Raw genomic sequence first — 22,830 nt, 5'->3', positions numbered from 1 at the left:
AATCGTCGCGACAGGCGGAGCATCAGAGGTCGCCGACCCAATCACGGGCCGAGCTCCAAACAGGGAGGCGGCAATGGGACAAGACGTCAGAAGTCCCCGAGGTCCACGGTGCATCGCGCTGGTGGGCCCTTTCCAAAGCGGTAAAACCACACTCCTCGAAGCGATCCTTGCCCGAACGGGCGCCATCAAGAATGCCGGCAGCGTCGATGCCGGAACTTCCGTAGGTGATGCCAGTCCCGAAGCGCGCCATCACAAGATGGGGGTGGGCTTAAGCGCCGCCACCACCACCTTCATGGGCGACAGTTACACGTTTATCGATTGTCCCGGCTCGATCGAATTCGCGCAGGACATGCGCGCCGCGTTGCCCGCGGTCGATGCCGCGGTCGTGGTCTGCGAGGCGGACGAGAAGAAGCTGCCGCAACTGCAGATCATCCTGCGCGAGCTGGAAGATCTCGGCATTCCCCGTTTTCTGTTTTTGAACAAGATCGATCGCGCCAACAAGCGCATCCGCGAAACGCTGGCGACGCTGCAGCCGGCCTCGCGCGTGCCGCTGGTGCTGCGGCAGATTCCGATCTGGAAGGGCGACTTGATCGAAGGGTTCGTTGATCTCGCGCTGGAGCGCGCCTTCGTCTATCGCGAGCACAAGCCCTCCGAAGTCATTGCGCTGGAAGGCGGCGATCTCGACCGCGAGAAGGAAGCGCGCTTCTCGATGCTGGAGAAGCTCGCCGACCATGACGACGCGCTGATGGAGCAGTTGCTGGAGGACATCCAGCCGCCGCGCGACGCCGTGTTCGACGATCTCGCCCGCGAGCTGCGCGAAGGCCTGATCTGCCCGGTGCTGCTGGGCGCTGCCGCGCGCGAAAACGGCGTGCTGCGGCTGATGAAGGCGCTGCGGCATGAATCGCCCGGCGTCGCCGAGACGGCAAAACGCCTCGGCGCATCCGCGCAAAAGGAAGCGCTGGGCTTTGTGTTCAAGACGGTGCATCTGCAGCACGGGGGCAAGCTGTCGCTGACGCGGCTGCTTGCCGGCCGCCTCGAAGACGGCGCGACGCTGCAATCCTCCTCCGGCGAAGCCGGGCGGGTTTCCGGCATCCTTGCCGTCAACGGCGCGCACGACACCAAGCGCCCTGCGGCGGAAGCCGGCGAGACGGTTGCGCTCGGCAAGCTCGACGCGGTCAAGACCGGCGACACGCTGTCTGGCGGCAAGACCGCGCCGGCCGCGTTGGTGCAGGTCGCGCCGACGCCACCGGTGCTGGCGATGTCGCTTGCGGCGACCGACCGCAAGGACGACGTCAAGCTCGGGCAGGCGCTGCTGCGGCTGAACGAGGAAGATCAGTCGCTGACGATGATCCAGAATCCGCGCACCCACGACATCGTACTGTGGGGGCAGGGCGAGATGCATCTGCGCGTCGCGCTGGAACGCCTGCGGGATCGCTTCGGCGTCAACGTCAAGTCGCAGCCGCCCGCGATCGGCTATCAGGAGACCATCCGCAAATCGATCACCCAGCGCGGTCGCCACAAGAAGCAGTCCGGCGGTCACGGCCAGTTCGGCGACGTGGTGCTGGAAATCAAGCCGATGCCGCGCGGCTCGGGCTTCGAGTTCCACGAAAGGGTCGTCGGCGGCGCGGTGCCGCGCAACTATATCGGCGCGGTGGAAGAGGGCGTGATCGACGGCCTTGCCAAGGGCCCGCTCGGCTTCCCCGTCATCGACGTCGATGTGACGCTGACTGACGGCTCCTATCACAGCGTCGACTCCTCCGATCTCGCCTTCCGCACGGCGGCGCGGATCGGCATGAGCGAGGCGCTGCCGCAGTGCCAGCCGGTGCTGCTGGAGCCGATCCACATGGTGGAGATCGTCTGCCCGACGGAAGCGACGGCGAAGATCAACGCCATCCTGTCGGCGCGGCGCGGCCAGATCCTCGGCTTCGACACCCGCGAGGGCTGGGCGGGCTGGGATTGCGTCCGCGCCACCATGCCGGAGGCGGAGATCGGCGATCTGATCGTGGAGCTGCGATCCGCCACCGCCGGCGCCGGCGGCTTCACCCGCCAGTTCGACCGCATGGCCGAGGTCACCGGCCGCGCCGCCGACCAGATCATCGCCGCGCATCGCGTCGCGGCGTAGCTCCCGGCAGGATCGCCGCGGCCAAACCGGCCGCGGTGACCCGCGTTCGGCTTGACACGCCTCCAGGGAAGATAAATTGATCGTCGTGGCCGGGTTTATCCCGGCCATCGACGTCTTTGAGGAGGTTGTTTTTCGTGTCTAAGCCCCCTGCCGCCTGCCTGATCGGATGGCCGGCCGCGCATTCGCGTTCGCCGTTGATCCATCACTACTGGCTGCGGACACTCGGCATCGAGGGCGGCTATGTCATCGAGGCGGTGCCGCCGGACGAGTTCAAGGATTTCATCTTCCGCCTGTCGCTGCGCGGCTTCGTCGGCGCCAACGTCACCATTCCGCACAAGGAGCTAGCGCTTGTCCTGTCGAAGCCGGACGAGCGTGCCCGCGCCGTCGGCGCGGCCAACACGCTGTGGTTCGCGGACGGCGAATTGTGCTCGACCAACACCGACGTCGAAGGCTTCATCAACAATCTCGACGCCAGCGCGCCCGGCTGGGACAGAACTGAGGATGCGCTGGTGCTCGGAGCCGGCGGCTCGTCGCGCGCGGTGGTGTTCGGCTTGCGCGAGCGCGGCATCAAGCGCGTTCATCTTGTCAACCGTACCATGGCGCGCGCGAGCTCGCTGGCGGACCAGTTCGGCGCGAGCGTCTTGCCCGTGGCGTGGGATGCGCTCGGCGATATCCTGCCGCGTGCCGGCCTTCTGGTGAACACGACCTCGCTCGGCATGAAGGGGCAGCCGCCGCTCGAACTCGATGTCGGGCAGTTGCCGTCACACGCCGTCGTCGCCGATCTCGTTTATGTCCCGCTCGACACGCCCCTGCTTGCGGCCGCACGCGCGCGCGGGTTGAAGACGGCCGATGGGCTCGGCATGCTCCTGCATCAGGCGGTGCGCGGCTTCGAACTGTGGTTCGGACAACGCCCCGAGGTGACGGCGGAACTGCGCGCGCTGGTCGAGGCCGACCTCACGAATACATGATCGGCTGATCGCGAACTATTGAGCCGGAATTTTTTTGAATAGCCGGGGTCAATGGCTACGTCAGTGCCGCCACCGGAGACCCCCGCATGTCCATCCCTCGCTATCAGCTCGTTCGCCCGCTTGTCGCCATCGCGATGGTGGCAGGCTCCACGCTTTTCGCGATCGCCCAGCAGCCGCCGACGCCGACGCGCGTTCGCGGCACCATCGAGGCAGTCGATGGCGACGTGCTCGCGGTCAAGTCGCGCGGCGGCGAGGATGTCAGGCTGAACATGACCCGCGACCTCAACGTCGTCGGGATCAGCAAGATTGCGCTGTCCGACATCAAGGTCGGCTCCTTCATCGGCACCACCACGGTGCCGGGCCCCGACGGCAGCCAGAACGCGGTGGAGGTGCATGTGTTTCCGGAAAGCATGCGCGGCACCGGCGAGGGCTCGCGACCCTATGATCTCCGCCCCAACTCTACGATGACCAACGCCACGGTGGCGGATTCGGTGGTCGGCAATGACGGTCACACCCTGACGATCAAATACCGGGGCGGCGAGAAGAAGGTGGTCGTATCGCCGGAGACGCCGGTTGTGACCTACGTTCCCGCCGACAAGTCCGACCTCAAGCCAGGTGCCAAGGTGATTGCCTTCATGAAGAAGCTGCCCGACGGCTCATTCGAGACCAGCCGCGTCAGCGTCGGCCGCGACGGCCTGACCCCGCCGATGTGAAGTCGCCTCGTGGAATAGCTAATCCCGCGCGGTGTTTGCGTTGAGTTGGGCGCCAAATACATCTCGGGAGGAATACCATGCTGAAATCTTCTTCAGGCCCGCGCGTGCTCGCGGCCTCGCTGGGCTTTGTCGCTCTGCTTGCGACGGAGGCTTGGGCGCAACAGCCGCCGACAGTTCGGATTCGCGGCACCATCGAGGCCGTGGAGGGGCCGATGCTGTCGATCAAGTCGCGCGACGGCACCGACATGAAAGTGCGTGTTACCGACAATGTCGCCGTGTTCGGCGTGGCCAAGACCGAGCTGTCCGAGATCAAGGAAGGCTCCTATATCGGCGTCACCGGCATGCCGGAGCCGGACGGCACCCAGAAGGCGGTCGCGGTGCATATCTTCCCCGAAAACCAGCGCGGCGCGGCCGAAGGTTTCCGGCCCTGGGACGCGCGGCCGAACTCGACCATGACCAATGCCACCGTAGCCCAGACCGTGAAGGGCACCGATGGCCAGAACATCCTGGTCAAATACAAGGACGGCGAAAAGAAAGTCGTGGTGCCGGAGGGTACGCCTGTCGTCACCTTCGTCGCCGGCGACAGGTCCGAGCTGAAGCCGGGCGCCAAGATCATCATCTTCGGCGCGGTGAAGAAGGACGACGGCACGCTGGAAGCCGCGCGCGTCAATGTCGGCCGCGACGGAATTACGCCGCCGATGTGAGAGTAGGCGCAGCTCTCTCAACGGGTCGTCCCCGCGAACGCGGAGACCCATAACCACGACTGCTTGTTGTTGGACAAGCTGGGACTCCAGCTCCACACATTATAAGCATCGGTGGTTATGGGTCCCGGATCGCACGTCGCTTGTCCGGGACGACAGGGATAGAGCTTGCCTCAAACCGCGAGCACGCGATCGTCAATGGTGTTTACGCCGCACAGGCTCATGATCCTTGGCGCACAGCGCAAGCACGCGCGGATTTGCGTTGGTAATGCGAGGGCGACGAGAGGAGGCAATGAGAGTTGCTGTATCGAGGTGTCGTGATCCGTCTCTTCAATCATCACGTTGTTTGCCGCGGCAAGGGGAGCATGTCGTCCTGAGCAATCGCACGCTAGAATCGATGGAACTCAGTAATCCTCCTTGAGTACGCTTTCCGTCATATTGATTTTCCCTTGGGCCGAGAGCATTAAGCGCTGCAGGCAAACGTTGCTTGCCATCTGCTGTCCGTTAAACGGCGACGTACCGAAATCTCCGTTTCTTCAAAGTGGCAGCGCTGGTTGCCATCGGCAGGCCTTTCAAAACTTCCGCCTTTCTGAATGCTCGGCGCGTCCGCGTCCGCGTTTGCATTGCAATGCCCCCGGTCTGAGGGACGCACGACAGGAGGAAGTCCATTACCGGAGGCATCGGTGGCCGTACCGGAAGCGTCGCAGTATCCGAACGATTCCATCGTCTGAACGTTTGGGAGCGCGAAACGCATCAGTCCAACAGAGGAGCATCCTATGAAATTGGCTCAAACATCAGCATTGCTTTTTTGTCTGCTAACCGCCGCTCCGGCGGTCTCGATCGCGGCCGACGCCAAGAGTGATGTCGAAAAGGCGTACGCGGCCTGGGATGCCGCATTCAACAAGCAGGACGCTAAGGCGCTCGCTGCCGACTATGTGTCGACTGCCAAGCTGATGCCGCCCTCGCACCAGGTGGTGTCGGGTCCAGCGGAGATCGAAAAATTCTGGGCCGGGCTCTTCGCGAACGGCGTGACCGGCCACAAGCTGGAGGTCATTGACGCTGGCGGAGACGACAAGGTCGTCTTCGGCACGGCCAAGTGGAGCGCTACGGGCAAGGACAAGGAGGGTAAGCCGACGCCCTTTAGCGGGCTAGCCATGCATGTATTCGAGCGCCAAGCGGGTGGCGCGCTGAAGCTGAGGCTTCAGACCTTCAACTGAGGTGACGTCCGCAACCCGCCCTCGGTGGTGTGAAGACGACTGAGCGCGACGCATCATCTCCACAGTTCGCGCGGCCTTGAATTCGGCATTTTCGCCCCGCGCTGCCACTCCCTACGCAGCGTAGCGGCGGCGAGACGGGTGAGGTGGCTGTTTTCGCGGATAGAGACCCCTCATCCGCCTTGCCTTTGGCAAGGCACCTTCTCCAGAAGGAAGAAAGCAGCTTCGCTTGTCCGGGACGACGGGAAGAGCCCGTCTAAACCGCCAGCACGTTGTCGTCGATCTCCGCGATCGTGTTGACGCCGCACAATCCCATCGTCGTGAGCATTTCCTTGGCCAGGATGTCGAGCGCCTTGGCGACGCCGGCTTCGCCGGCAGCGCCCAGGCCATAGGCATAGGCGCGGCCGATCATGCAGGATTTGGCGCCGAGCGCGAGCGCGCGCACCACGTCCATGCCGGTGCGGATGCCGCCGTCGAACATGATCTCCATCTTCGAGCCGACGGTATCGACGATCTCCGGCAGCACCTCGATTGACGATGGCGCGCCGTCGAGTTGCCGGCCGCCGTGGTTGGAGACGACGATCGCCTGTGCGCCGGTTTTTGACGCGAGTTCGGCATCCTCGACGTCGAGAATGCCTTTTAGGATCAACTTGCCCGGCCAGATCGAGCGGATCCAATCAAGGTCCTTCCAGTTCAGCGAGGTATCGAATTGCGACGCCGTCCATTCCGAGAGCTTGGTGAGATCCTCGGTGCCTTTGACGTGGCCGACGATGTTACCAAAGGTACGGCGCTTGCCGCGCAAGACGCCCGCGACCCATGAAGGCTTGCTCGCAAAGTCGATCAGCTTCGCCAGCGACCATTCCGGCGGCACTGTCATGCCGTTCTTGATGTCCTGATGGCGCTGGCCGATCACCTGCAAATCGACGGTCAACACCAGCGCCGAGCATTTCGCGGCGATGGCGCGCTCGATCAACGCCTTGATGAAACCGCGGTCTTTCATCACGTAGAGCTGGAACCAGAACGGCTTGTCGACGGCGGAGGCGATATCCTCGATCGAGCAGATCGACATCGTGCTCTGGGTGAAGGGAATTCCGGCCGCCTGCGCTGCGCGGCAGGCATGGATCTCGCCGTCGCCATGTTGCATGCCGAGCAGGCCGACCGGCGCGAGGATCAACGGCATCGCGGCCGGCTCGCCGAGGATCGTGGTGGAGAGATCGCGCTTGGAGACGTCGACCAGGATGCGCTGGCGGAACTTGATCTGCTGCAGATCCTCGGAATTGGCGCGCAGCGTGTCCTCGGTGTAGGAGCCGCGGTCGGCGTAGTCGAAAAACGCCTTGGGAACCCGGCGCTTGTGCAACTGGCGCAGATCCTCAATGCAGGTGATGTGCTTCATGGACGTCCCGGCCCTTCTTGAATTTCGTAGTCGTGTCGTCATCTAGCATGGTTGGATGGCGAGCCAAATCGCATCTCGCAGGGCCATTCCGACTGGGAGGGACATCCCATGACCGGACCGCGCATAGGTGCCCACGACGAGCCCCGCTGGGCCGACCGCGAGGAAAAGCGCCGGCTCGACGACGCCCTGCACGAAGGTTTGGAAGCGACCTTTCCGGCGTCAGACCCCGTCAGCGTCACCCAGCCGCCGCCGACCAAAGGCGATCACCACGCCAAGCGGGGGAACTAGCGCCCCCGGTTCCAGATCTGCCTTTCGCAGGAATATCCAGTTATACCAATCGCTTATAGGTTGGCCGCGGCCCCTTACAGCCGTAATGATTAATCACATTTTTTGAAGCCATTTTAGTCGTCGAGGGATTATAAGCACCTTGCACGCTACGATGGTGGGCGTTCGGGGATTCGTGGCCGTGATGGCCTGACGAAGACCCTGGAATGGCCGGGGGGTTAGATGAGCCGCAAATATTTCGGTACCGACGGAATTCGGGGCCGCGCCAATGGTTTGATCACGCCGGAGCTCGCGCTCAAGGTGGGGCAGGCGGCCGGCCTGGTGTTTCAGCGCGGCGAGCATCGCCACCGCGTCGTCATCGGCAAGGATACGCGCCTCTCCGGCTACATGATCGAATACGCCATGGTAGCCGGCTTCACCTCGGTCGGCATGGACGTGCTGCTGCTCGGCCCGATGCCGACGCCGGCGGTTGCGATGCTGACCAAGTCGATGCGCGCCGATCTCGGCGTGATGATCTCGGCTTCGCACAACCTGTTCGAGGACAACGGCATCAAGCTGTTCGGCCCGCAGGGCTTCAAGCTCTCCGACGATGTCGAGAAGCAGATCGAGCAGTTGCTCGACGAGCCGATCGACCGCCGCCTGGCGCAGAGCGCCAGCCTCGGGCGCGCCCGCCGCATCGACGGCGTCCATGACCGCTACATTGAATTCGCCAAGCGCACGCTGCCGCGCGAGCTCTCGCTCGAGGGTCTCCGCGTCGTGATCGATTGCGCGCATGGCGCGGCCTACAAAGTGGTGCCGGAAGCGCTGTGGGAACTGGGCGCTGACGTCATTGCGATCGGCGTCGAACCCGATGGCTTCAACATCAACAAGGAATGCGGCTCGACCTCGCCGGAGACGCTGGCCAAGAAGGTGCGCGAGATGCGCGCCGACATCGGCATTGCGCTCGACGGCGACGCCGATCGCGTCATTCTCGTCGACGAGCGCGGCCATGTGGTCGATGGCGACCAGTTGCTCGCGGTGATCGCGCAAAGCTGGAAGGAAGACGGCCGGCTCGCCAAGCCCGGCATCGTCGCCACCGTGATGTCCAATCTCGGGCTCGAGCGTTTCCTCGAAGGGCAGGGCCTCGGCATGGTGCGCACGCCGGTCGGCGATCGCTACGTGCTCGAGCAGATGCTGAGCCAAGGCTACAATCTCGGCGGCGAGCCCTCGGGCCATATCATCCTGTCCGACTACGCCACGACTGGTGACGGCTTCGTCGCCGCGCTGCAGGTGCTGGCCGTCGTGCAAAAACTCCGCCGTCCGGTGTCGGAGGTCTGCCATCGGTTCGATCCGCTGCCGCAGATTTTGAAGAACGTGCGCTATCGCTCCGGCAAGCCGCTCGACCATGCCGATGTGAAATCGGCGATCATGGACGGCGAGAACCGCCTCAACGGCCACGGCCGCCTGCTGGTCCGCTCCTCCGGCACCGAGCCCGTCATTCGCGTGATGGGCGAGGGCGACGATCGTGACCTGGTCGAGGACGTTGTCGACCAGATCGTCAACGCGCTCGGCCACGCCGCAGCCGCATAGGCGCGTTTTATCCGGCATAGATGTAACTGTTGATCGGCGGTGCGCAGCAGCGCATCGCAGCCATCGGCTATTGCTGCTGGTCGCGAGGGGATTCCGGCCGTAGAAAAACAAGCATTGCCGTCCCGCCAATCCTTCTTCGGAATGCGCCGTTGAACAAGCCCGTCATCGTCAGTGAGGAAACCGAGACCGCGCCGGTCGTTGTGTCGGACGCGGCACCTGGCCTCGCTGCGAAAGCGGCCGTGGCAGGGCCGGCTTACATCGTGCTCGCCGGCATCAGTTTCTCGCATTTCCTCAACGACACCATGCAGTCGTTGATCGCTTCCGTCTATCCGATCCTGAAAGACGCCTACGCGCTCGACTATTCGCAGATCGGCATGATCACGCTGGCGTTTCAGTTCACCGCGTCGCTGCTGCAGCCATTGGTCGGGCATTTCACCGACAAGAAGGCGCAGCCGTTCTCGCTTGCGATCGGCATGGGTTTTACATTTTTCGGCTTGCTGCTGCTCAGCGTCGCGCATCTCTTTCCCATCATTCTGATCGCGGCGGCGCTGGTAGGCCTCGGCTCGGCGGTGTTCCATCCGGAGTCGGCGCGGATCGCGCGGCTCGCCTCGGGCGGTCGTTACGGCATGGCGCAATCGGTGTTTCAGCTCGGCGGGAGTTTTGGCACGTCGATGGGGCCGGTGCTGGCGGCGCTGATCGTGGTGCCGTTCGGCCAGCCCTCTATCGCCTGGTTCTCATCGATCGCGTTTCTGGCGATCGTGATCCTGTGGCGGATCGGCGCCTGGTACAAGCCGCAGATCGCGACCAGGAAATCGGCCGCGGTGGAACATCATCCGGACCTGCCGGATTCAAGGCGCGTCAAAATAGCGCTCGCAGTGCTGGTCGCGCTGCTGTTCTCGAAGCAACTCTACGTGTCGAGCCTGTCGAGCTATTACATCTTCTACCTGATCGACAAGTTTGGCGTGTCGACGCAGGCAGCCCAGCTCTACCTCTTCCTCTTTCTCGCTTCCAATGCCGCGGGCGCGTTCTTCGGCGGGCCGCTCGGCGATCGCTTCGGGCGCAAATACGTCATCTGGTTCTCGATAGCAGGCGCGCTGCCGTTCACGCTGGCGCTGCCCTATGCGGGACTCTACGCGAGCGCCGTGCTCACCATCTTCATCGGCCTGATCATTTCCTCGGCGACGGCGTCGATCATCGTTTTCGCGCAGGAACTGATGCCGCATCGCTTCGGCATGATCTCGGGCGTGTTCTTCGGCGTCGCCTTCGGTATCGGCGGACTAGGTGCGGCGGTGCTCGGCAAGCTTGCCGATCACACCGGCATCGCCTTCGTCTATCACCTCTGCGCCTTCCTGCCGGCGCTTGGTCTGCTTGCGGTGTTTCTGCCGAAAATGCCCAGACACATGCGTTGAGCAGATCCGGGGAGCGGTACGGTGTACTCGAATGCCAAGGTGCGCCTGCGGGAAAACCAAGCGGGCGAGGGCGCTGCCGCTCGCGTCAACAAAATCTTAACGCCGCGATCGCGCGCCTGATTTCTTCAATACATCGTTAGGATGTTGGGCGGCTTTGCTATTTTTTCCCGCGTTGTAGAGGCGTTGCGACTCGCGTCGCAGACGGCGTCGCGAGAAAAGTGAGAGATTGTCAACCTTAAAAATTAGGGTTAAGCGCCGCTTAAGCATTTAATGCCATCGTCCGTCCGTGAGTTTTTGAAGTGGGGCGTTTTGCAGTCAGCCTCACCGGACAAAGGACGAAGCCCATGCGTAGCGTTAAGTCTTTCATTGCCGCCGGTGCGGCCACTTTATTGTCGCAGGCGGCGTTGGCTGCCGATATGCCCATCGCGCCTCCTCCATACGCGGCCCCGGTGGTCGAGGATTTCGGCGGCTGGTATCTGCGCGGCGACATCGGCTTCAGCAATCAGCGCGTCGATCGGCTGAACAACGCGCTCGACGCCAACGCTACTACGTCGAGGCAGACGAACACCTTCGGCACCGCCGGCATCTTCGGCCTTGGCGTCGGTTACAAGGTCAACAACTGGTTCCGCGCTGACGTGACCGGTGAGTATCGCGGCAATTCGCAATTCCTCGGCAAAGACGTCATCACCTTCCCGGGCGGCTTCGGCACCGATACCTATCACGCCACCAAGTCGGAATGGGTCGTCCTCGCCAACGCCTATGTCGATCTCGGCACCTGGTGGTGTGTCACCCCGTTCATCGGCGCCGGTGTCGGCGGCGCGCGGGTTTCGATTGCAAACTTCACCGACCATGGCATCACCAATTTTGGTGGCGTCACATCATCGAGTCTCGCCTTCGGCGACAACGTCGCGAAGTGGAATTTCGCCTGGGCCGCGCATGCCGGTCTCGCCTACAGGGTCACGCCGAACTTCACCGTCGAACTTGCCTACCGCTATCTCGACATGGGCGATGGCCTGACCGGCGATCTGCGTACCTTCGACGGCACCAACGCCATCTACAACCCGACCACCTTCAAGCACATCACCTCGCACGACCTGAAGCTCGGCGTGCGCTGGGATCTGACCAGCCCGCAGGTCTACGCACCGCCGCCGCTGATCCGCAAAGGTTAATCGCAACCTTCATTCGTTAACGACTGCCGAACGGCGCGGGGTATCTCCCGCGCCGTTTTGCTTTTGGCTCGCATGGCGATGCGGAAGGCGCGCGCGAAAAATCTTCGACTGCTTTTCGGCAAGAATGCGCCAATCGCAGGGCGCAACAACGATTGGTTAAGGTTAACAGGCGATGATCAGCGTCAAGTTCAGAGTGTGGGAATGGAGCGTTGCGATGCGTCGATTGTTGTTGGTGGCTGTGATGTACGGGGCGGTAAGCGGCGCGCAGGCGGCCGATATGCCGGACCTTCCTTTTCTACGCGGCAGCTTCACCGAGGGGCTGAGCCGAAGCAGCGTCAACTGGAGCGGCGCCTATGTCGGCGCCCACGCTTCTCACGGCGCCGCGGACATGGACTTCACCAATTCCGCCCAGGACCTGCTCGCCAAGCTCATGAACAATCTCGATATCGAAGCGGAGTTCGACATCTCGAAGTGGCCGTTGCTCGGCAAGGCCCATATGCAGAACAGCGGCTATGGCGGGTTCGTCGGCTATAACTGGCAGTGGACCGAAGCCGTCGTCGGCATCGAACTGAACTATACCCACGGCAATTTCTTTGGGTCCAACATGGGCTCGCAAGCCCGCTCGTTTCAGTTTCCGACCAACTACGTGACCACCGCTGCCGTCGCCTCGGCGGCCACGATGAAGGTCACCGACTACGGCTCGCTGCGGGTGCGCGGCGGATACGCGATCGACAACTTTCTGCCCTATGGCTTTGCCGGCATTGCAATGGGGCGGGCGAATATCAATCGCTGGGCCTCTTATTCCGCTTACTATGAATATGTCGGCGCGGCCGTTCCACCGCTTCCCGACTACCAGGGAAGCGGTAACCTGACCGACAACGCCAACGCTCATTTCATCACCGGCTTCGCTGGCGGTGTCGGCGTTGACGTGATGCTGTACGCGGGCCTCTTCCTGCGCGCCGAGTGGGAATATCTCCGGTTCACCTCGAAGGTCGATACCACCATCAACACGGTCCGCGCCGGTCTCGGCTACAAATTCTGATTGCGTGATGGCGGCGCCGCTCCGGCGCCGTTGACAGAATTGCCGCCGCCTGTTGCACTGCCGCCCTAACAAGGGGCGACGCATGAAGGTCTACGGCGACACCAAGTCCGGAAACTGCCTGAAGGTGAAGTGGGTGTGCGATCATCTCACGCTGCCCTACACCTGGGTCGCGGTCGATACGCTCAAGGGCGAGACGCGGACAGCGGAATTTCTCAAGCTCAACGGCGCCGGCCAGGTGCCGACGGTCGAACTCGACGACGGCCGCACGCTGGCGCAATCCAACGCCATCATCCGTTACCTCGCCCGCGGTTCCGGCCTGATCCCCGCGGACGCGTTCGCAGAAGGCAAGATGGACGAGTGGCTGTTCTGGGAACAGTACAGTCACGAGCCCTATATCGCGGTGTGCCGCTTCCAGATGTTCTACCTGAAGAAGCCGGTCTCCGACCTCGATCCCGAAAAGGTCAAGCGCGGCTATGCAGCGCTGGCGCGGATGGAGCATCAGCTTGCGCTGACGCCGTTTCTGGTCGGGGACGCCGTCACGCTGGCTGACGTTTCGCTGCTGGCCTATACGCGCGTGGCGCATGAGGGCGGCTTCCATCTCGACGGCTATGCCGCGGTGCGCCGCTGGATCGGGGCAACCGAAAAATTCCTCGGCCTGCCGCCGGCGCGCTGACTTCACCGGAAATTGCCATGTCTGCCATCTCGGAGATCACCATTCGCCCCGCGCGTCGCGAGGACGTCGGCACCATCGTCGCCATGCTGGCGGACGATCCACTCGGCGGGCCCCGCGAGCGGATCGAAAACCCGCTGCCGCAATCCTATTTCACTGCATTTGAGAAACTGCAGCGCGATCCGAACATTCTCCTCGTCGTCGCCGAGGACGGCGAGGGCACGGTGGTCGGCTGCCTGCAACTATGCATTCTGCCAGGGCTGAGCTCGCAGGGCGCCTCGCGCGGCCTGATCGAGGACGTCCGCGTTGCCAGCCGCTGCCGCAGCCGCGGCATCGGCGAGCAGATGGTGCAATGGGCGGTGGTTGAAGCGCGCGCGAGGGAATGCAAGCTGGTCGAACTGCTGACGCATCACACCCGTGTCGATGCGCAGCGGTTTTACGAGCGATTGGGCTTCGCGCGCAGCCATGTCGGCATGACGTTGCGATTTTGATCGCCATCGCGTTTTCGAGCAAGCATGCCTTCGGACTTGATCCGGGGGGTGGGATCTTCGCGCGAAGAAAACGCGTCGGAATAAAGGTCAGCCAACTGCAGTTGAAGCGCATGAGCGACGAATGCCTGAGGTAGTCCTCGCTCTGCGATCCGGTTAACAACCGATAAACTACGCGTGCGTCCGTGATTTTACGGACCGGAACGTCTCCGCTATGCCGACGTCTCCCATGGGGCTTGGGCAGCTTGGGGATTTCCGATGAAAAAATATTCGATTGTACGGATTGGAAGCGAGTACGTCGTGCAGGCCGGAGAGACCAGTATTTTGAAGGTTTCGAGCAGGCGGGAGGCCGCCAAACTGGTCACCGATGCGGCTGAACTTTTGCAGCACGAACCGGCTCCCGGCGCGGACGAGCCCACATCAATCGAGCGTGAAGATCCCGAAGTTCCTTGACGATCGGGTCCGATTCCCCTAATGACCGCGGCGGGACACCTCCCCCCAACGGGAGGCTTACTATCTGGAAGGATAGATGATGACCGTAGCGAAGCCCGCTTCGCGGCCGAACGTGCCGCATTTTTCTTCCGGCCCCTGTGCCAAGCGCCCCGGCTGGAACCCCCAAAATCTCAAGGACGCAGCCCTCGGCCGCTCGCATCGTGCGAAGATCGGCAAGAGCAAGCTCAAGCTCGCGATCGAACTGACGCGCGAAGTGCTTGAGGTGCCGGCCGATTACAAGATCGGCATCGTGCCGGCGTCGGATACCGGCGCGGTCGAAATGGCGCTGTGGTCGCTGCTCGGCGCGCGGCCCGTCACCACCATCGCCTGGGAATCCTTCGGCGAGGGCTGGGTCAGCGACATCGTCAAGGAATTGAAACTGAAGGACGTCACCAAGCTGCATGCCGGGTATGGCGATCTTCCCGACCTGAGCAAGGTCGATCAGGCTTCCGACATCGTCTTCACCTGGAACGGCACCACCTCGGGCGTGCGCGTGCCGAACGCCGACTGGATCAGCGCGAAGCGTGAAGGCCTCACGATTTGCGATGCGACCTCGGCCGCTTTCGCGCAGCCGCTCGATTTCGCAAAGCTCGATGTGGTCACCTTCTCCTGGCAGAAGGCGCTGGGCGGCGAGGCCGCGCATGGCATGCTGATCCTCTCGCCGCGCGCGGTGGAGCGGCTCGAGACCTACAAGCCGGCCTGGCCGCTGCCGAAGATCTTCCGCCTGACCAAGGGCGGCAAGCTCAACCAGGGCATCTTCGAGGGCGAGACCATCAACACGCCGTCGATGCTGTGCGTCGAGGATTATCTCGATGCGCTGAACTGGGCGAAATCGATCGGCGGTCTCAAGGCGCTGATCGCGCGCGCCGACGCCAACACCAAGGTGCTGTCGGACTGGAAGGCGAAGACGCCGTGGATCGATTTCCTCGCGAAGGATCCGTCGATCCGCTCCAACACATCGGTGTGCCTGAAGTTCGTCGATCCCGCGATCACCTCGCTCAATGCGGACGCGCAGGCGGAGTTTTCCAAGAAACTCGTCGCGCTGGTGGAGAAGGAAGCCGCCGGTTACGACTTCGCCTACTACCGCGATGCGCCGGCAGGCCTGCGGATCTGGTGCGGCGCCACCGTGGAAGCCTCCGATGTCGCGCTGCTGACGCAGTGGATCGACTGGGCGTTCGCCGAGACCAAGGCGGCACTGCCCAAGGCAGCTTGACGTTAAGGCAACGTGTAGTTCGGCCGTGCGGATTTTTCCGCACGGCAACATCTCCACAGGCCACTCCATGTTCGAGCCCGAGAACGATATCGAGCGTTTGCTGATGCGTGCATCGGCCGAGCCGGCCGAGCGGCCCGGCTTCGCGCGCGCGCTGATGGATGCACAGATCTTCGTCGTGCTGGTGCCCGACCGCCCGATCGTTCCGGGGCCCGACGGCAAGGTCACGATACCCCAAGGCGCCAAATTGGCGCTGCCGAACGCGATGCGCGGCGGGGAAAGGCTGATCCCGTTCTTCACTTCGCCGTCGCGGGCGCGCATCTGGTTCAGCGGCGATCACATCGCCGCGCCGGACCGGACGCGCGATCTGTTCGAGCGTTATCCCGATGCACCGTTCCTGCTCAACCCAGGCTCGGACTACGGCAAGGAATTCACGCCGGCTGAAGTGAAGCGTTTGCTGGCCGGCGAGTTCGACGATCGCCCGCGGACCATCGTTACGGAGAAATCCGAGCAGGTGCTGCTGGGTCATCCCAGGGAAATCCCCGTCGACCTGATCGCTGCGCTGGCCCGCGAACTCAGCGCCGTCAAAACGGTGCAGGGCGCCTGGCTGATGCTGGCGATGCTGCCGGGCAACAACGAACAAAGCTGGATGCTCGGCATCGATCACTCGGGCGCGTGGCAGGACGTTCAGGACGCGATCGGCCGCGCGCTCACGGACGATATTCTCGGGGGGAGAATACTCGACGCCGTGCCACTCGAGGGCAGTTCGCTCGCCTCCACACTACGTACTGGAATTTCGATCACCGCCGTCTAATGGCGGCTTCCTCAGGACACTTCAGGCAGAAATCCCATGACCAAACCCAAAGTTCTCATTTCCGACGCGCTCTCCCCCGCAGCCGTGCAGATCTTCAGGGATCGCGGCGTCGAGGTCGACTTCCAGCCCAATCTCGGCAAGGACAAGGACAAGCTCGCCGAGATCATCGGCAATTACGACGGCCTTGCGATCCGCTCGGCGACGAAAGCGACCGCGAAGATCATCGACAAGGCGACCAAGCTCAAGGTGATCGGCCGCGCCGGCATCGGCGTCGACAATGTCGAGATACCCGCAGCCACCGCCAAGGGCATCATCGTGATGAATACGCCGTTCGGCAATTCGATCACGACCGCGGAACACGCGATCACGCTGATGCTGGCGCTGGCGCGCGAAATTCCGCAGGCCGATGCCTCTACCCAGGCCGGCAAGTGGGAGAAGAACCGCTTCATGGGCGTCGAGATCACCGGCAAGACGCTGGGCGTGATCGGCTGCGGCAATATCGGCACGATCGCCGCTGACCGCGCGCTCGGCCTGCGCATGAAGGTGGTCGCGTTCGATCCGTTCCTGTCGCCCGAGCGCGCCAAGGACATCGGCGTCGAGAAGGTCGAACTCGATGAACTGCTCAAGCGTGCCGATTTCATCACGCTGCACACGCCGCTGACCGAGAAGACCAGGAACATCATCGACGCGGCGGCGATTGCGAAAATGAAGAAAGGCGTTCGCATCATCAACTGCGCCCGCGGCGGTCTGGTCGATGAGCAGGCGCTGCTCGACGCGCTGAATTCCAAGCATGTCGCCGGCGCAGCCTTCGACGTGTTCGTCGAGGAGCCCGCCACCAAGAACGTGCTGTTCGGCCATCCCAACGTGATCTGCACGCCGCATCTCGGCGCCTCCACCACGGAAGCGCAGGAGAACGTCGCGCTGCAGGTCGCCGAGCAGATGTCTGACTATCTCTTGACCGGCGCGATCTCGAACGCGGTGAACTTCCCCTCGATCACAGCGGAGGAAGCGCCGAAGCTGAAGCCGTTCATCGAGCTCGCCGAAAAGCTCGGCTCGTTCGCCGGCCAGCTCACCGAGAGCGGGATCCTGAAGACCGAGATCACCTATGAGGGCCATGTCGCCGAGATGAAGATCAAGGCGATCACCTCGGCGGTGCTGTCGGGCCTGCTGCGGCCGATGCTGGGCGAGGTCAACGTGGTCTCCGCGCCTGTTGTTGCGAAGGAGCGCGGCATGGTGGTGGACGAAATCGTGCGCGCGGCGCAGAGCGACTATGAAAGCCTGATCACCGTGACCGTCACCACCGAACGGCAGGAACGCTCGGTGTCGGGCACCGTCTATCACGACGGCAAGCCGCGGCTGGTCGACATCAAGGGCATCCGCGTCGATGCCGAGTTCGGCAAATCGATGATCTACGTCACTAACGAGGACAAGCCCGGCTTCATCGGCAGCTTCGCCAGCCTGCTCGGCGCGGCCCAGATCAACATCGCTACCTTCCATCTCGGCCGCACCAAGCAGGGCGGCGACGCCATCGCGCTGGTCGAGATCGACGGTCCTGTACCCGCCGAGGTGCTGAGCAAGGTGCAGGCGCTGCCGCAGGTGAAGCAGGCAAAGGCGCTGGTGTTCTAGGCCGCGTCGGTCCTTCCCTCTCGGAGGGGGAGTTACTCTTTGCCGCGGTCCTGCCGCGGCGAAGCCGCATGGAAGCCTCAAATCTCAATCGAACCGGTTTCTCGCTTGCCGCGTCTCATGACCGGGGGTGATGGGCATTGCTGGCGCGTCGCCATCGGGCGAACGGTTCAGGAGAGAAATCCATGAGATTGAAAGCGAACGGTTTTTTGACGGCGAGTGTCGCCGTGCTGACGGCGTTTGCCGTCGGCGGGGCGCGCGCGGCTGACGTGGCCGCCAGTTCGGCGGTGGACGCCGTGACTGTCTACCCCGACGGCGCCAGCGTCACGCGCCTCATCACGGTCGACCTGCTGGCCGGCGAGAATTCCGCTGTTCTGAAGGATTTCCCGCTGACGCTGGACCCGTCCTCGCTGCGGGTCGAGGGTGAGGCCGGCGCAAAGCTTACGATCGGCGCGATCGATGCCAAACCGCCGCGCGCGGCGCCGCCGGTGAACCTGCCCGAACTCGACAAGCGCATCGAGGCGCTGAAGGACGAGCGCGCCAATCTGCAAGGCGCGATCGATGCGGCGGCCGCCCGGCGCAAATTCGCCGAACGTTTTGCGGATACTTCGCCGGCCGGCATCGGCGACAAGGGTGAGGCCCGGCCGATCTCCGAATGGCGCACGGCCTTTGCCGCGGTCGGCGACGAAATCGCCAGCGCCGATGCTGCGATCCGCGACGCCCAGCGCAAGCAGCGCGAACTCGACCGTGAAATCGCGCGGCTTGAACAGGACAAGGCGCAGAAGCCGCCGAACAAGCTTGAGGTGCGGATCGAACTTGCGGCCGCCGCCGCCACCAAGGCGACGCTGCGGGTGACCTATGCGGTGCGCAATGCGCGCTGGACGCCGCTCTACGACGCCCGGCTCGACACTGGCGCCAGGGATCGCAAGCCGGTGCTCGAACTGGTGCGCCGCGCCGAAATCACGCAAAACACCGGCGAGGATTGGTCGAATGTCGCGCTCGCCGTTTCCACCGTGCGCACGGCGCGCGGCGGCAAAGCGCCCGACCTGAAGTCGCTTGTCGTTCAATACCCGCAAGTACCGCGTCCGGCGGCGTCTGCATCGGATTCTGCGGCGGCACCATCCATGGACAGGCTGAGGCAGTTTCGCTTTGGCGCGGGGAAGAGCGATGAGGCCGTGATGGAGAGGGCGGCCGAGCAACAGGCCGTGGCCGATGTCAGCGGCTTCCAGGTGGTGTTCAAGATTCCGGGGCGCGTCAGCCTCGGTGCCAGCGAAGGCGCAAAAAGCCTGCGCATCTCCAGCACGACCATTGCGCCCGATCTAGCGGTGCGCGCGGCGCCGGTGCTGGATCCGACCGCGTTCGTCGAAGCGAGCTTCAAGCAAACCGAGGACGCACCATTGCCGCCGGGCCGGGTCGCGATCTACCGCGACGGCGTGTTCGTCGGCCGCGGGCAGATGGCCGCCGCCAGCAAGGACGAGACCGTGCGGCTCGGCTTCGGCGCCGACGACAAGATCAAGATCGAGCGCACCGTTCTCAAGCGCAACGAGGGATCGGCTGGGCTGATCGTGACGACCTCGAAGACCGATGAGCGCGCGTTCAAGACCACGGTGCGCAACGGCCATGATTTCCCGATCCGGATCGCGATCGAGGACCAGTTGCCGGTCAGCGAGAACGAGGAGATCCAGGTCGAGATGCTGTCCTCCACGACGCCGCCGTCCGCGACCAATGTGCGCGATCGGCGCGGCGTGCTGGAATGGGCGTTTGAGGCCAAGGCAGGCGAGGTGAGGGACATCAACTTCGCCTGGCGGATACGCTGGCCCAAGGACAAGGGCGTCGTGATGGTGCCGGCGGGGTAGGGCGGCGGCGTCTCTCCCTCTCCCCGTTCTTCACGGGGAGAGGGAGAGGAAGCGTCCGTGCTCATTTGCGCTTGGCCGCATTCAACTCCGCTTCCCATCCAAACACCGAGCGGCCGTCTAGCGCTGGCGAAGCGGCGCGTTCGCCCGCAATGAACGTGTCGAGCGACGGCCCCTGCGCCGAACGTTCGAGCCGGCGCGACTGGTCGTCGAGCCGCTTCAAGGCCTGCATCTCTTCGTCGCGGCCGAGTTTTGCATTCTGTACCGCCGACTTCAGCACGCGAATGGTCTCATCGTAGACCTTGATCGGTACGGGGTAGGGATGGCGGTCCTTGCCGCCATGCGCCAGCGAGAAGCGGGCGGGATCGGCGAAACGGTACGGTGCGCCATGGACGACTTCGGCGACCATGGCGAGCGAACGAACGGTGCGCAGCCCGACGCCGGGCGTCAGCAGCAATTCCGGAAAATCGACCGGCCCGCGCTCGGCCGCCGCTGCCAGCGTGCCGTGCAGGCGGCGACTGAACACGTCACTTGATCGGACGTCATGGTGCGCGGGCATCACGAGATGAGGCAGCACGGCCTGCGCCGGTGCCTTGCCCTCCATTGCAGCGAGCTCGCTAACGATGCGGTCCGGGCCCATCTCGCCCAGCAATTCAAGCTGCGCCGCGCGCGAGCGCTCCGCCCGGCGGTCGGTGAGGTTGACGATCTCGCCCTGCGCCGGGCCGTCGATAGCGCTGTGCGGCTCGTCGACAAAACTTTCGAGCTGTTCGGAGTGCCAGTGGTAGCGGCGCGCCTGCCGCTTGTCGCCGTTCATGCCCTGCTGCACCACGGTCCATTTGCCGTCGTCGGTGACGAAGAAGCCGTGGAGATAGAGATCGAAACCGTCCTGCACGGCGGCGCTGTCGACCTTGGCGACGAGTCGGCTGGTCCGGACCAATTGCGGCGCATCGAAGCCAATGCGTTCGCCGAGCAGGCGAAGCTCGTCGGGCGTCTTGCGCGAATGTTGTCCCCGGCCGCCGCAGACGTGGATGCCAAGCTCGCCCTCCAGCGGCTTCAGTCCGCGCTTCAGCGCGCCGATGACGCTGGTGGTGATGCCGGACGAGTGCCAGTCCATGCCCATGACCGCGCCGAATGACTGAAACCAGAACGGATGCGACAGCCGCCGCAGGAATTCATCGCGTCCGTAATGATGCACGATGCCTTGCGTGATGATGGCGCCGAGCGAGGACATGCGCACGCCGAGCCAGGCGGGAACGCGTCCGTCATGCAGGGGTAGGTCGGCGCTGCCGGTACGTCTTGCCATCGGCTCCTGCGAGATCTCAATCGAGCGGTAGTTTATCAGGCCCGGGCCGTCAGGTCTTTCGATCGACCATCGTCCGGAAGGTGATCGAATAGCGCGGTGCCTCGACGGCCGGAATGCTGTGTTCCCAGACCCGCCGAGCTTCGCCTGATATCATGTAGAGCGAGCGCGGCGCTGCCTCGAGCGTGTAGCGCTGCCACTTCTCCCCAGCAGGCCGGCGGAAGCGGAATTTGCACGAGGCGCCGAGCGACAGGCCGAAGATCCAATCAAAATGCGGCTTGTCCCGATGCCAGGCGATCCCGACGCCGGTGTCATATTCGGTGCAGAGAACCTGGCCGATGCGGGTCGATGGTCCGCCATGTGCCTCGACCTTCTCGATCAGGGGTGCAAGCCAGGCTGGGATCGGCTCGGCCGGCTGCAGCCGCTGCAGCGTGTAATCGTAACGGAATCCGAACGACGCCACCCGCCGTTTGCCCTCGAACGAGCCGAACTGGAACGGCTGCAGCGGCAGGGCCGCGACGCGGTCAATGAGTTCGCGCTCGAGATCCGGCGCGATGAATTCGGCGACATATTGCAGGCCTGCCGGCGAGCTCTGTTCGTCGGCAAAGAGGGCGAGCTGCCCTGTCATGCCAGTATTCTCGGAAATGTTCGCATGGACCAGATATGGGGATTGAGCCGCCCCCATAAAAGAACGGACTCCGTGGTTCTGAACCGCAATCGCGCGCGGTGGATTGCTTCTTTTTCCTGTCAGCGTGAGGAACTTTGCCGATTCCGGCAGATTGTCGATTGAGAAATGGAGGCAGGGCATACGGAGGAAACCATGCACGGTCTCATCTATCTCGTCGGCCTCATTGTCGTGATCCTGGCGATTCTGTCGTTCTTCGGCCTTCGCTAGCGCCATGGAGAAACCGATGGAAAACGTCACGCCCGCGGCGCGCACCGACATCGCGCCGCGATTCCTGCAGTGGTCGCCGATTGTGCTGGGGGCGTTCGCGGCGACGGCGCTCTCGTCGGTGCTGCTGACGTTCGCCGTCACCATTGGCCTCGGCGTCACGTCGACGGCGCCAACGTGGCGCGATGCTTCTGCAGCACTGGCAATCCTGTCCGGGCTTTACCTGATCATTCAGGCCGTGCTCAGCTTCGGCCTCGGCGGCTACATCGCTGGACATAGCCGTGTCCCGGTCGGCGCGGCCACGGTGGAGGAAACCGAGCACGTCGACGGCGCGCATGGCCTCGGCTCCTGGGCGCTCGCTGTCGTCATGGGCGCCATTCTCGCCGCCCTGATCGGCGCGGCCACGATCAGCCGGACGCCCTCGATGCGCACCTCCGCGCAGGCGAGCGCGGCCGAACCGCTGTTGAGCTATGAGCTGGACCGGCTGTTTCGCGCCGGCCGTCGCGCGCCCAATACCGATCTCAGCGCCGAGCGCGCCGAAGCCGGCCGCATCCTGCTCACCACCTCGAGCCACAGCGGCTTGAGCGCCGACGACCGTACCTATCTCATTCAGCAGGTTGGCGCGCTGACTGGGCTTTCTGCACCCGATGCGGAAAAGCGGGTCGATAGCGTGATCGCCAACGCCAAGACGGCGATCGCGAGGTCGCGGCGCAGCACCATCATCCTCGCCTTCTCGGTAGCGACCGCGATATTGCTCGGTGCTGTCGCGGCCTGGGCGGCCGCCTGCGCCGGCGGGCGGCACCGGGATGGTGCGCCACTGCCGGAATGGATCGAGCGGTCGAATGCGCTCAGCCGGCGAAGGACAGTGCTGCCGTAGCGCAGAACGGGTTGTCTCCCTCTCCC

At 63.7% G+C, this 22,830-nt stretch carries 21 protein-coding genes; 18 read left to right on the top strand and 3 right to left on the bottom strand.

The window, feature by feature from the left end:
• Positions 1 to 73 precede the first annotated feature (73 nt).
• From ACH79_RS02800 to ACH79_RS02780, 5 genes are all read left to right on the top strand, one after another.
• The gene (locus tag ACH79_RS02800; RefSeq protein WP_161849661.1) at positions 74 to 2,122 is read left to right on the top strand and encodes an elongation factor G; all 2,049 of its coding nucleotides are present in this window, start codon (positions 74 to 76) and stop codon (positions 2,120 to 2,122) included.
• Between the two features lie 134 nt (positions 2,123 to 2,256).
• The gene (locus ACH79_RS02795) at positions 2,257 to 3,090 is read left to right on the top strand and encodes a shikimate dehydrogenase (protein WP_161849660.1); all 834 of its coding nucleotides are present in this window, start codon (positions 2,257 to 2,259) and stop codon (positions 3,088 to 3,090) included.
• Positions 3,091 to 3,224: 134 nt separating this feature from the next.
• Positions 3,225 to 3,803 (top strand): hypothetical protein, encoded by a 579-nt coding sequence (locus tag ACH79_RS02790; RefSeq protein WP_161856178.1) that lies wholly within the window; start codon positions 3,225 to 3,227, stop codon positions 3,801 to 3,803.
• 77 nt (positions 3,804 to 3,880) lie between these two features.
• Positions 3,881 to 4,507: a hypothetical protein gene (locus ACH79_RS02785; RefSeq protein WP_161849659.1), complete on the top strand. Its 627-nt coding sequence runs from the start codon at positions 3,881 to 3,883 to the stop codon at positions 4,505 to 4,507.
• Between the two features lie 773 nt (positions 4,508 to 5,280).
• Complete coding sequence (locus ACH79_RS02780) at positions 5,281 to 5,721, top strand: nuclear transport factor 2 family protein (RefSeq protein ID WP_161849658.1); 441 nt, start codon at positions 5,281 to 5,283, stop codon at positions 5,719 to 5,721.
• Positions 5,722 to 5,974: 253 nt separating this feature from the next.
• Here the strand turns inward: ACH79_RS02780 and ACH79_RS02775 are convergent, their stop codons facing one another.
• Positions 5,975 to 7,111 (bottom strand): alpha-hydroxy acid oxidase, encoded by a 1,137-nt coding sequence (locus tag ACH79_RS02775; RefSeq protein WP_161849657.1) that lies wholly within the window; start codon positions 7,109 to 7,111, stop codon positions 5,975 to 5,977.
• Between the two features lie 108 nt (positions 7,112 to 7,219).
• Between ACH79_RS02775 and ACH79_RS02770 the strand changes: the two genes are divergently transcribed.
• The 12 genes from ACH79_RS02770 to ACH79_RS02715 all read left to right on the top strand — a co-directional run bounded on the left by ACH79_RS02770 (position 7,220) and on the right by ACH79_RS02715 (position 19,738).
• On the top strand, positions 7,220 to 7,399 hold the full coding sequence (locus ACH79_RS02770) for a hypothetical protein (RefSeq protein WP_161849656.1): 180 nt from the start codon (positions 7,220 to 7,222) through the stop codon (positions 7,397 to 7,399).
• A gap of 219 nt (positions 7,400 to 7,618) precedes the next feature.
• The gene (glmM, locus tag ACH79_RS02765; protein ID WP_161849655.1) at positions 7,619 to 8,965 is read left to right on the top strand and encodes a phosphoglucosamine mutase; all 1,347 of its coding nucleotides are present in this window, start codon (positions 7,619 to 7,621) and stop codon (positions 8,963 to 8,965) included.
• Between the two features lie 149 nt (positions 8,966 to 9,114).
• Positions 9,115 to 10,374, top strand: a complete 1,260-nt coding sequence (locus tag ACH79_RS02760; protein WP_161849654.1) for an MFS transporter — start codon at positions 9,115 to 9,117, stop codon at positions 10,372 to 10,374.
• 344 nt (positions 10,375 to 10,718) lie between these two features.
• Positions 10,719 to 11,543, top strand: a complete 825-nt coding sequence (locus ACH79_RS02755; RefSeq protein WP_161849653.1) for an outer membrane protein — start codon at positions 10,719 to 10,721, stop codon at positions 11,541 to 11,543.
• Between the two features lie 214 nt (positions 11,544 to 11,757).
• On the top strand, positions 11,758 to 12,585 hold the full coding sequence (locus ACH79_RS02750) for an outer membrane protein (protein WP_161849652.1): 828 nt from the start codon (positions 11,758 to 11,760) through the stop codon (positions 12,583 to 12,585).
• An 82-nt stretch (positions 12,586 to 12,667) separates the two neighbouring features.
• Positions 12,668 to 13,258, top strand: coding sequence for a glutathione S-transferase family protein (locus ACH79_RS02745; protein WP_161849651.1), 591 nt, complete (start codon positions 12,668 to 12,670; stop codon positions 13,256 to 13,258).
• 17 nt (positions 13,259 to 13,275) lie between these two features.
• Positions 13,276 to 13,746, top strand: coding sequence for a GNAT family N-acetyltransferase (locus tag ACH79_RS02740; RefSeq protein ID WP_161849650.1), 471 nt, complete (start codon positions 13,276 to 13,278; stop codon positions 13,744 to 13,746).
• A 255-nt stretch (positions 13,747 to 14,001) separates the two neighbouring features.
• Positions 14,002 to 14,196, top strand: a complete 195-nt coding sequence (locus tag ACH79_RS02735) for a hypothetical protein (RefSeq protein WP_161849649.1) — start codon at positions 14,002 to 14,004, stop codon at positions 14,194 to 14,196.
• A gap of 79 nt (positions 14,197 to 14,275) precedes the next feature.
• Positions 14,276 to 15,448 (top strand): phosphoserine transaminase, encoded by a 1,173-nt coding sequence (locus ACH79_RS02730; RefSeq protein ID WP_161856177.1) that lies wholly within the window; start codon positions 14,276 to 14,278, stop codon positions 15,446 to 15,448.
• Between the two features lie 67 nt (positions 15,449 to 15,515).
• Positions 15,516 to 16,259 (top strand): enhanced serine sensitivity protein SseB C-terminal domain-containing protein, encoded by a 744-nt coding sequence (locus tag ACH79_RS02725; RefSeq protein WP_161849648.1) that lies wholly within the window; start codon positions 15,516 to 15,518, stop codon positions 16,257 to 16,259.
• A gap of 36 nt (positions 16,260 to 16,295) precedes the next feature.
• The gene (serA, locus tag ACH79_RS02720; protein WP_161849647.1) at positions 16,296 to 17,885 is read left to right on the top strand and encodes a phosphoglycerate dehydrogenase; all 1,590 of its coding nucleotides are present in this window, start codon (positions 16,296 to 16,298) and stop codon (positions 17,883 to 17,885) included.
• Between the two features lie 182 nt (positions 17,886 to 18,067).
• Positions 18,068 to 19,738: a mucoidy inhibitor MuiA family protein gene (locus ACH79_RS02715; protein ID WP_161849646.1), complete on the top strand. Its 1,671-nt coding sequence runs from the start codon at positions 18,068 to 18,070 to the stop codon at positions 19,736 to 19,738.
• 61 nt (positions 19,739 to 19,799) lie between these two features.
• Here the strand turns inward: ACH79_RS02715 and ACH79_RS02710 are convergent, their stop codons facing one another.
• Positions 19,800 to 21,038: a DUF763 domain-containing protein gene (locus tag ACH79_RS02710; protein WP_161849645.1), complete on the bottom strand. Its 1,239-nt coding sequence runs from the start codon at positions 21,036 to 21,038 to the stop codon at positions 19,800 to 19,802.
• A gap of 49 nt (positions 21,039 to 21,087) precedes the next feature.
• On the bottom strand, positions 21,088 to 21,663 hold the full coding sequence (locus tag ACH79_RS02705; RefSeq protein ID WP_161849644.1) for an alpha-ketoglutarate-dependent dioxygenase AlkB: 576 nt from the start codon (positions 21,661 to 21,663) through the stop codon (positions 21,088 to 21,090).
• A gap of 283 nt (positions 21,664 to 21,946) precedes the next feature.
• On the opposite strand from ACH79_RS02705, the gene ACH79_RS02700 reads away from it, so the two are divergent.
• Positions 21,947 to 22,804 carry a hypothetical protein gene (locus tag ACH79_RS02700; RefSeq protein WP_246738398.1) on the top strand — a complete coding sequence of 286 codons (858 nt, stop codon included), beginning with the start codon at positions 21,947 to 21,949 and terminating at the stop codon, positions 22,802 to 22,804.
• Positions 22,805 to 22,830: the final 26 nt, after the last annotated feature.

The organism is Bradyrhizobium sp. CCBAU 051011 (genome assembly GCF_009930815.1).
In the GTDB taxonomy this organism is placed as follows: domain Bacteria; phylum Pseudomonadota; class Alphaproteobacteria; order Rhizobiales; family Xanthobacteraceae; genus Bradyrhizobium.
The sequence above is the reverse complement of the archived record's forward strand: the minus strand, read 5'-3'. Positions and strand labels throughout refer to the sequence as shown.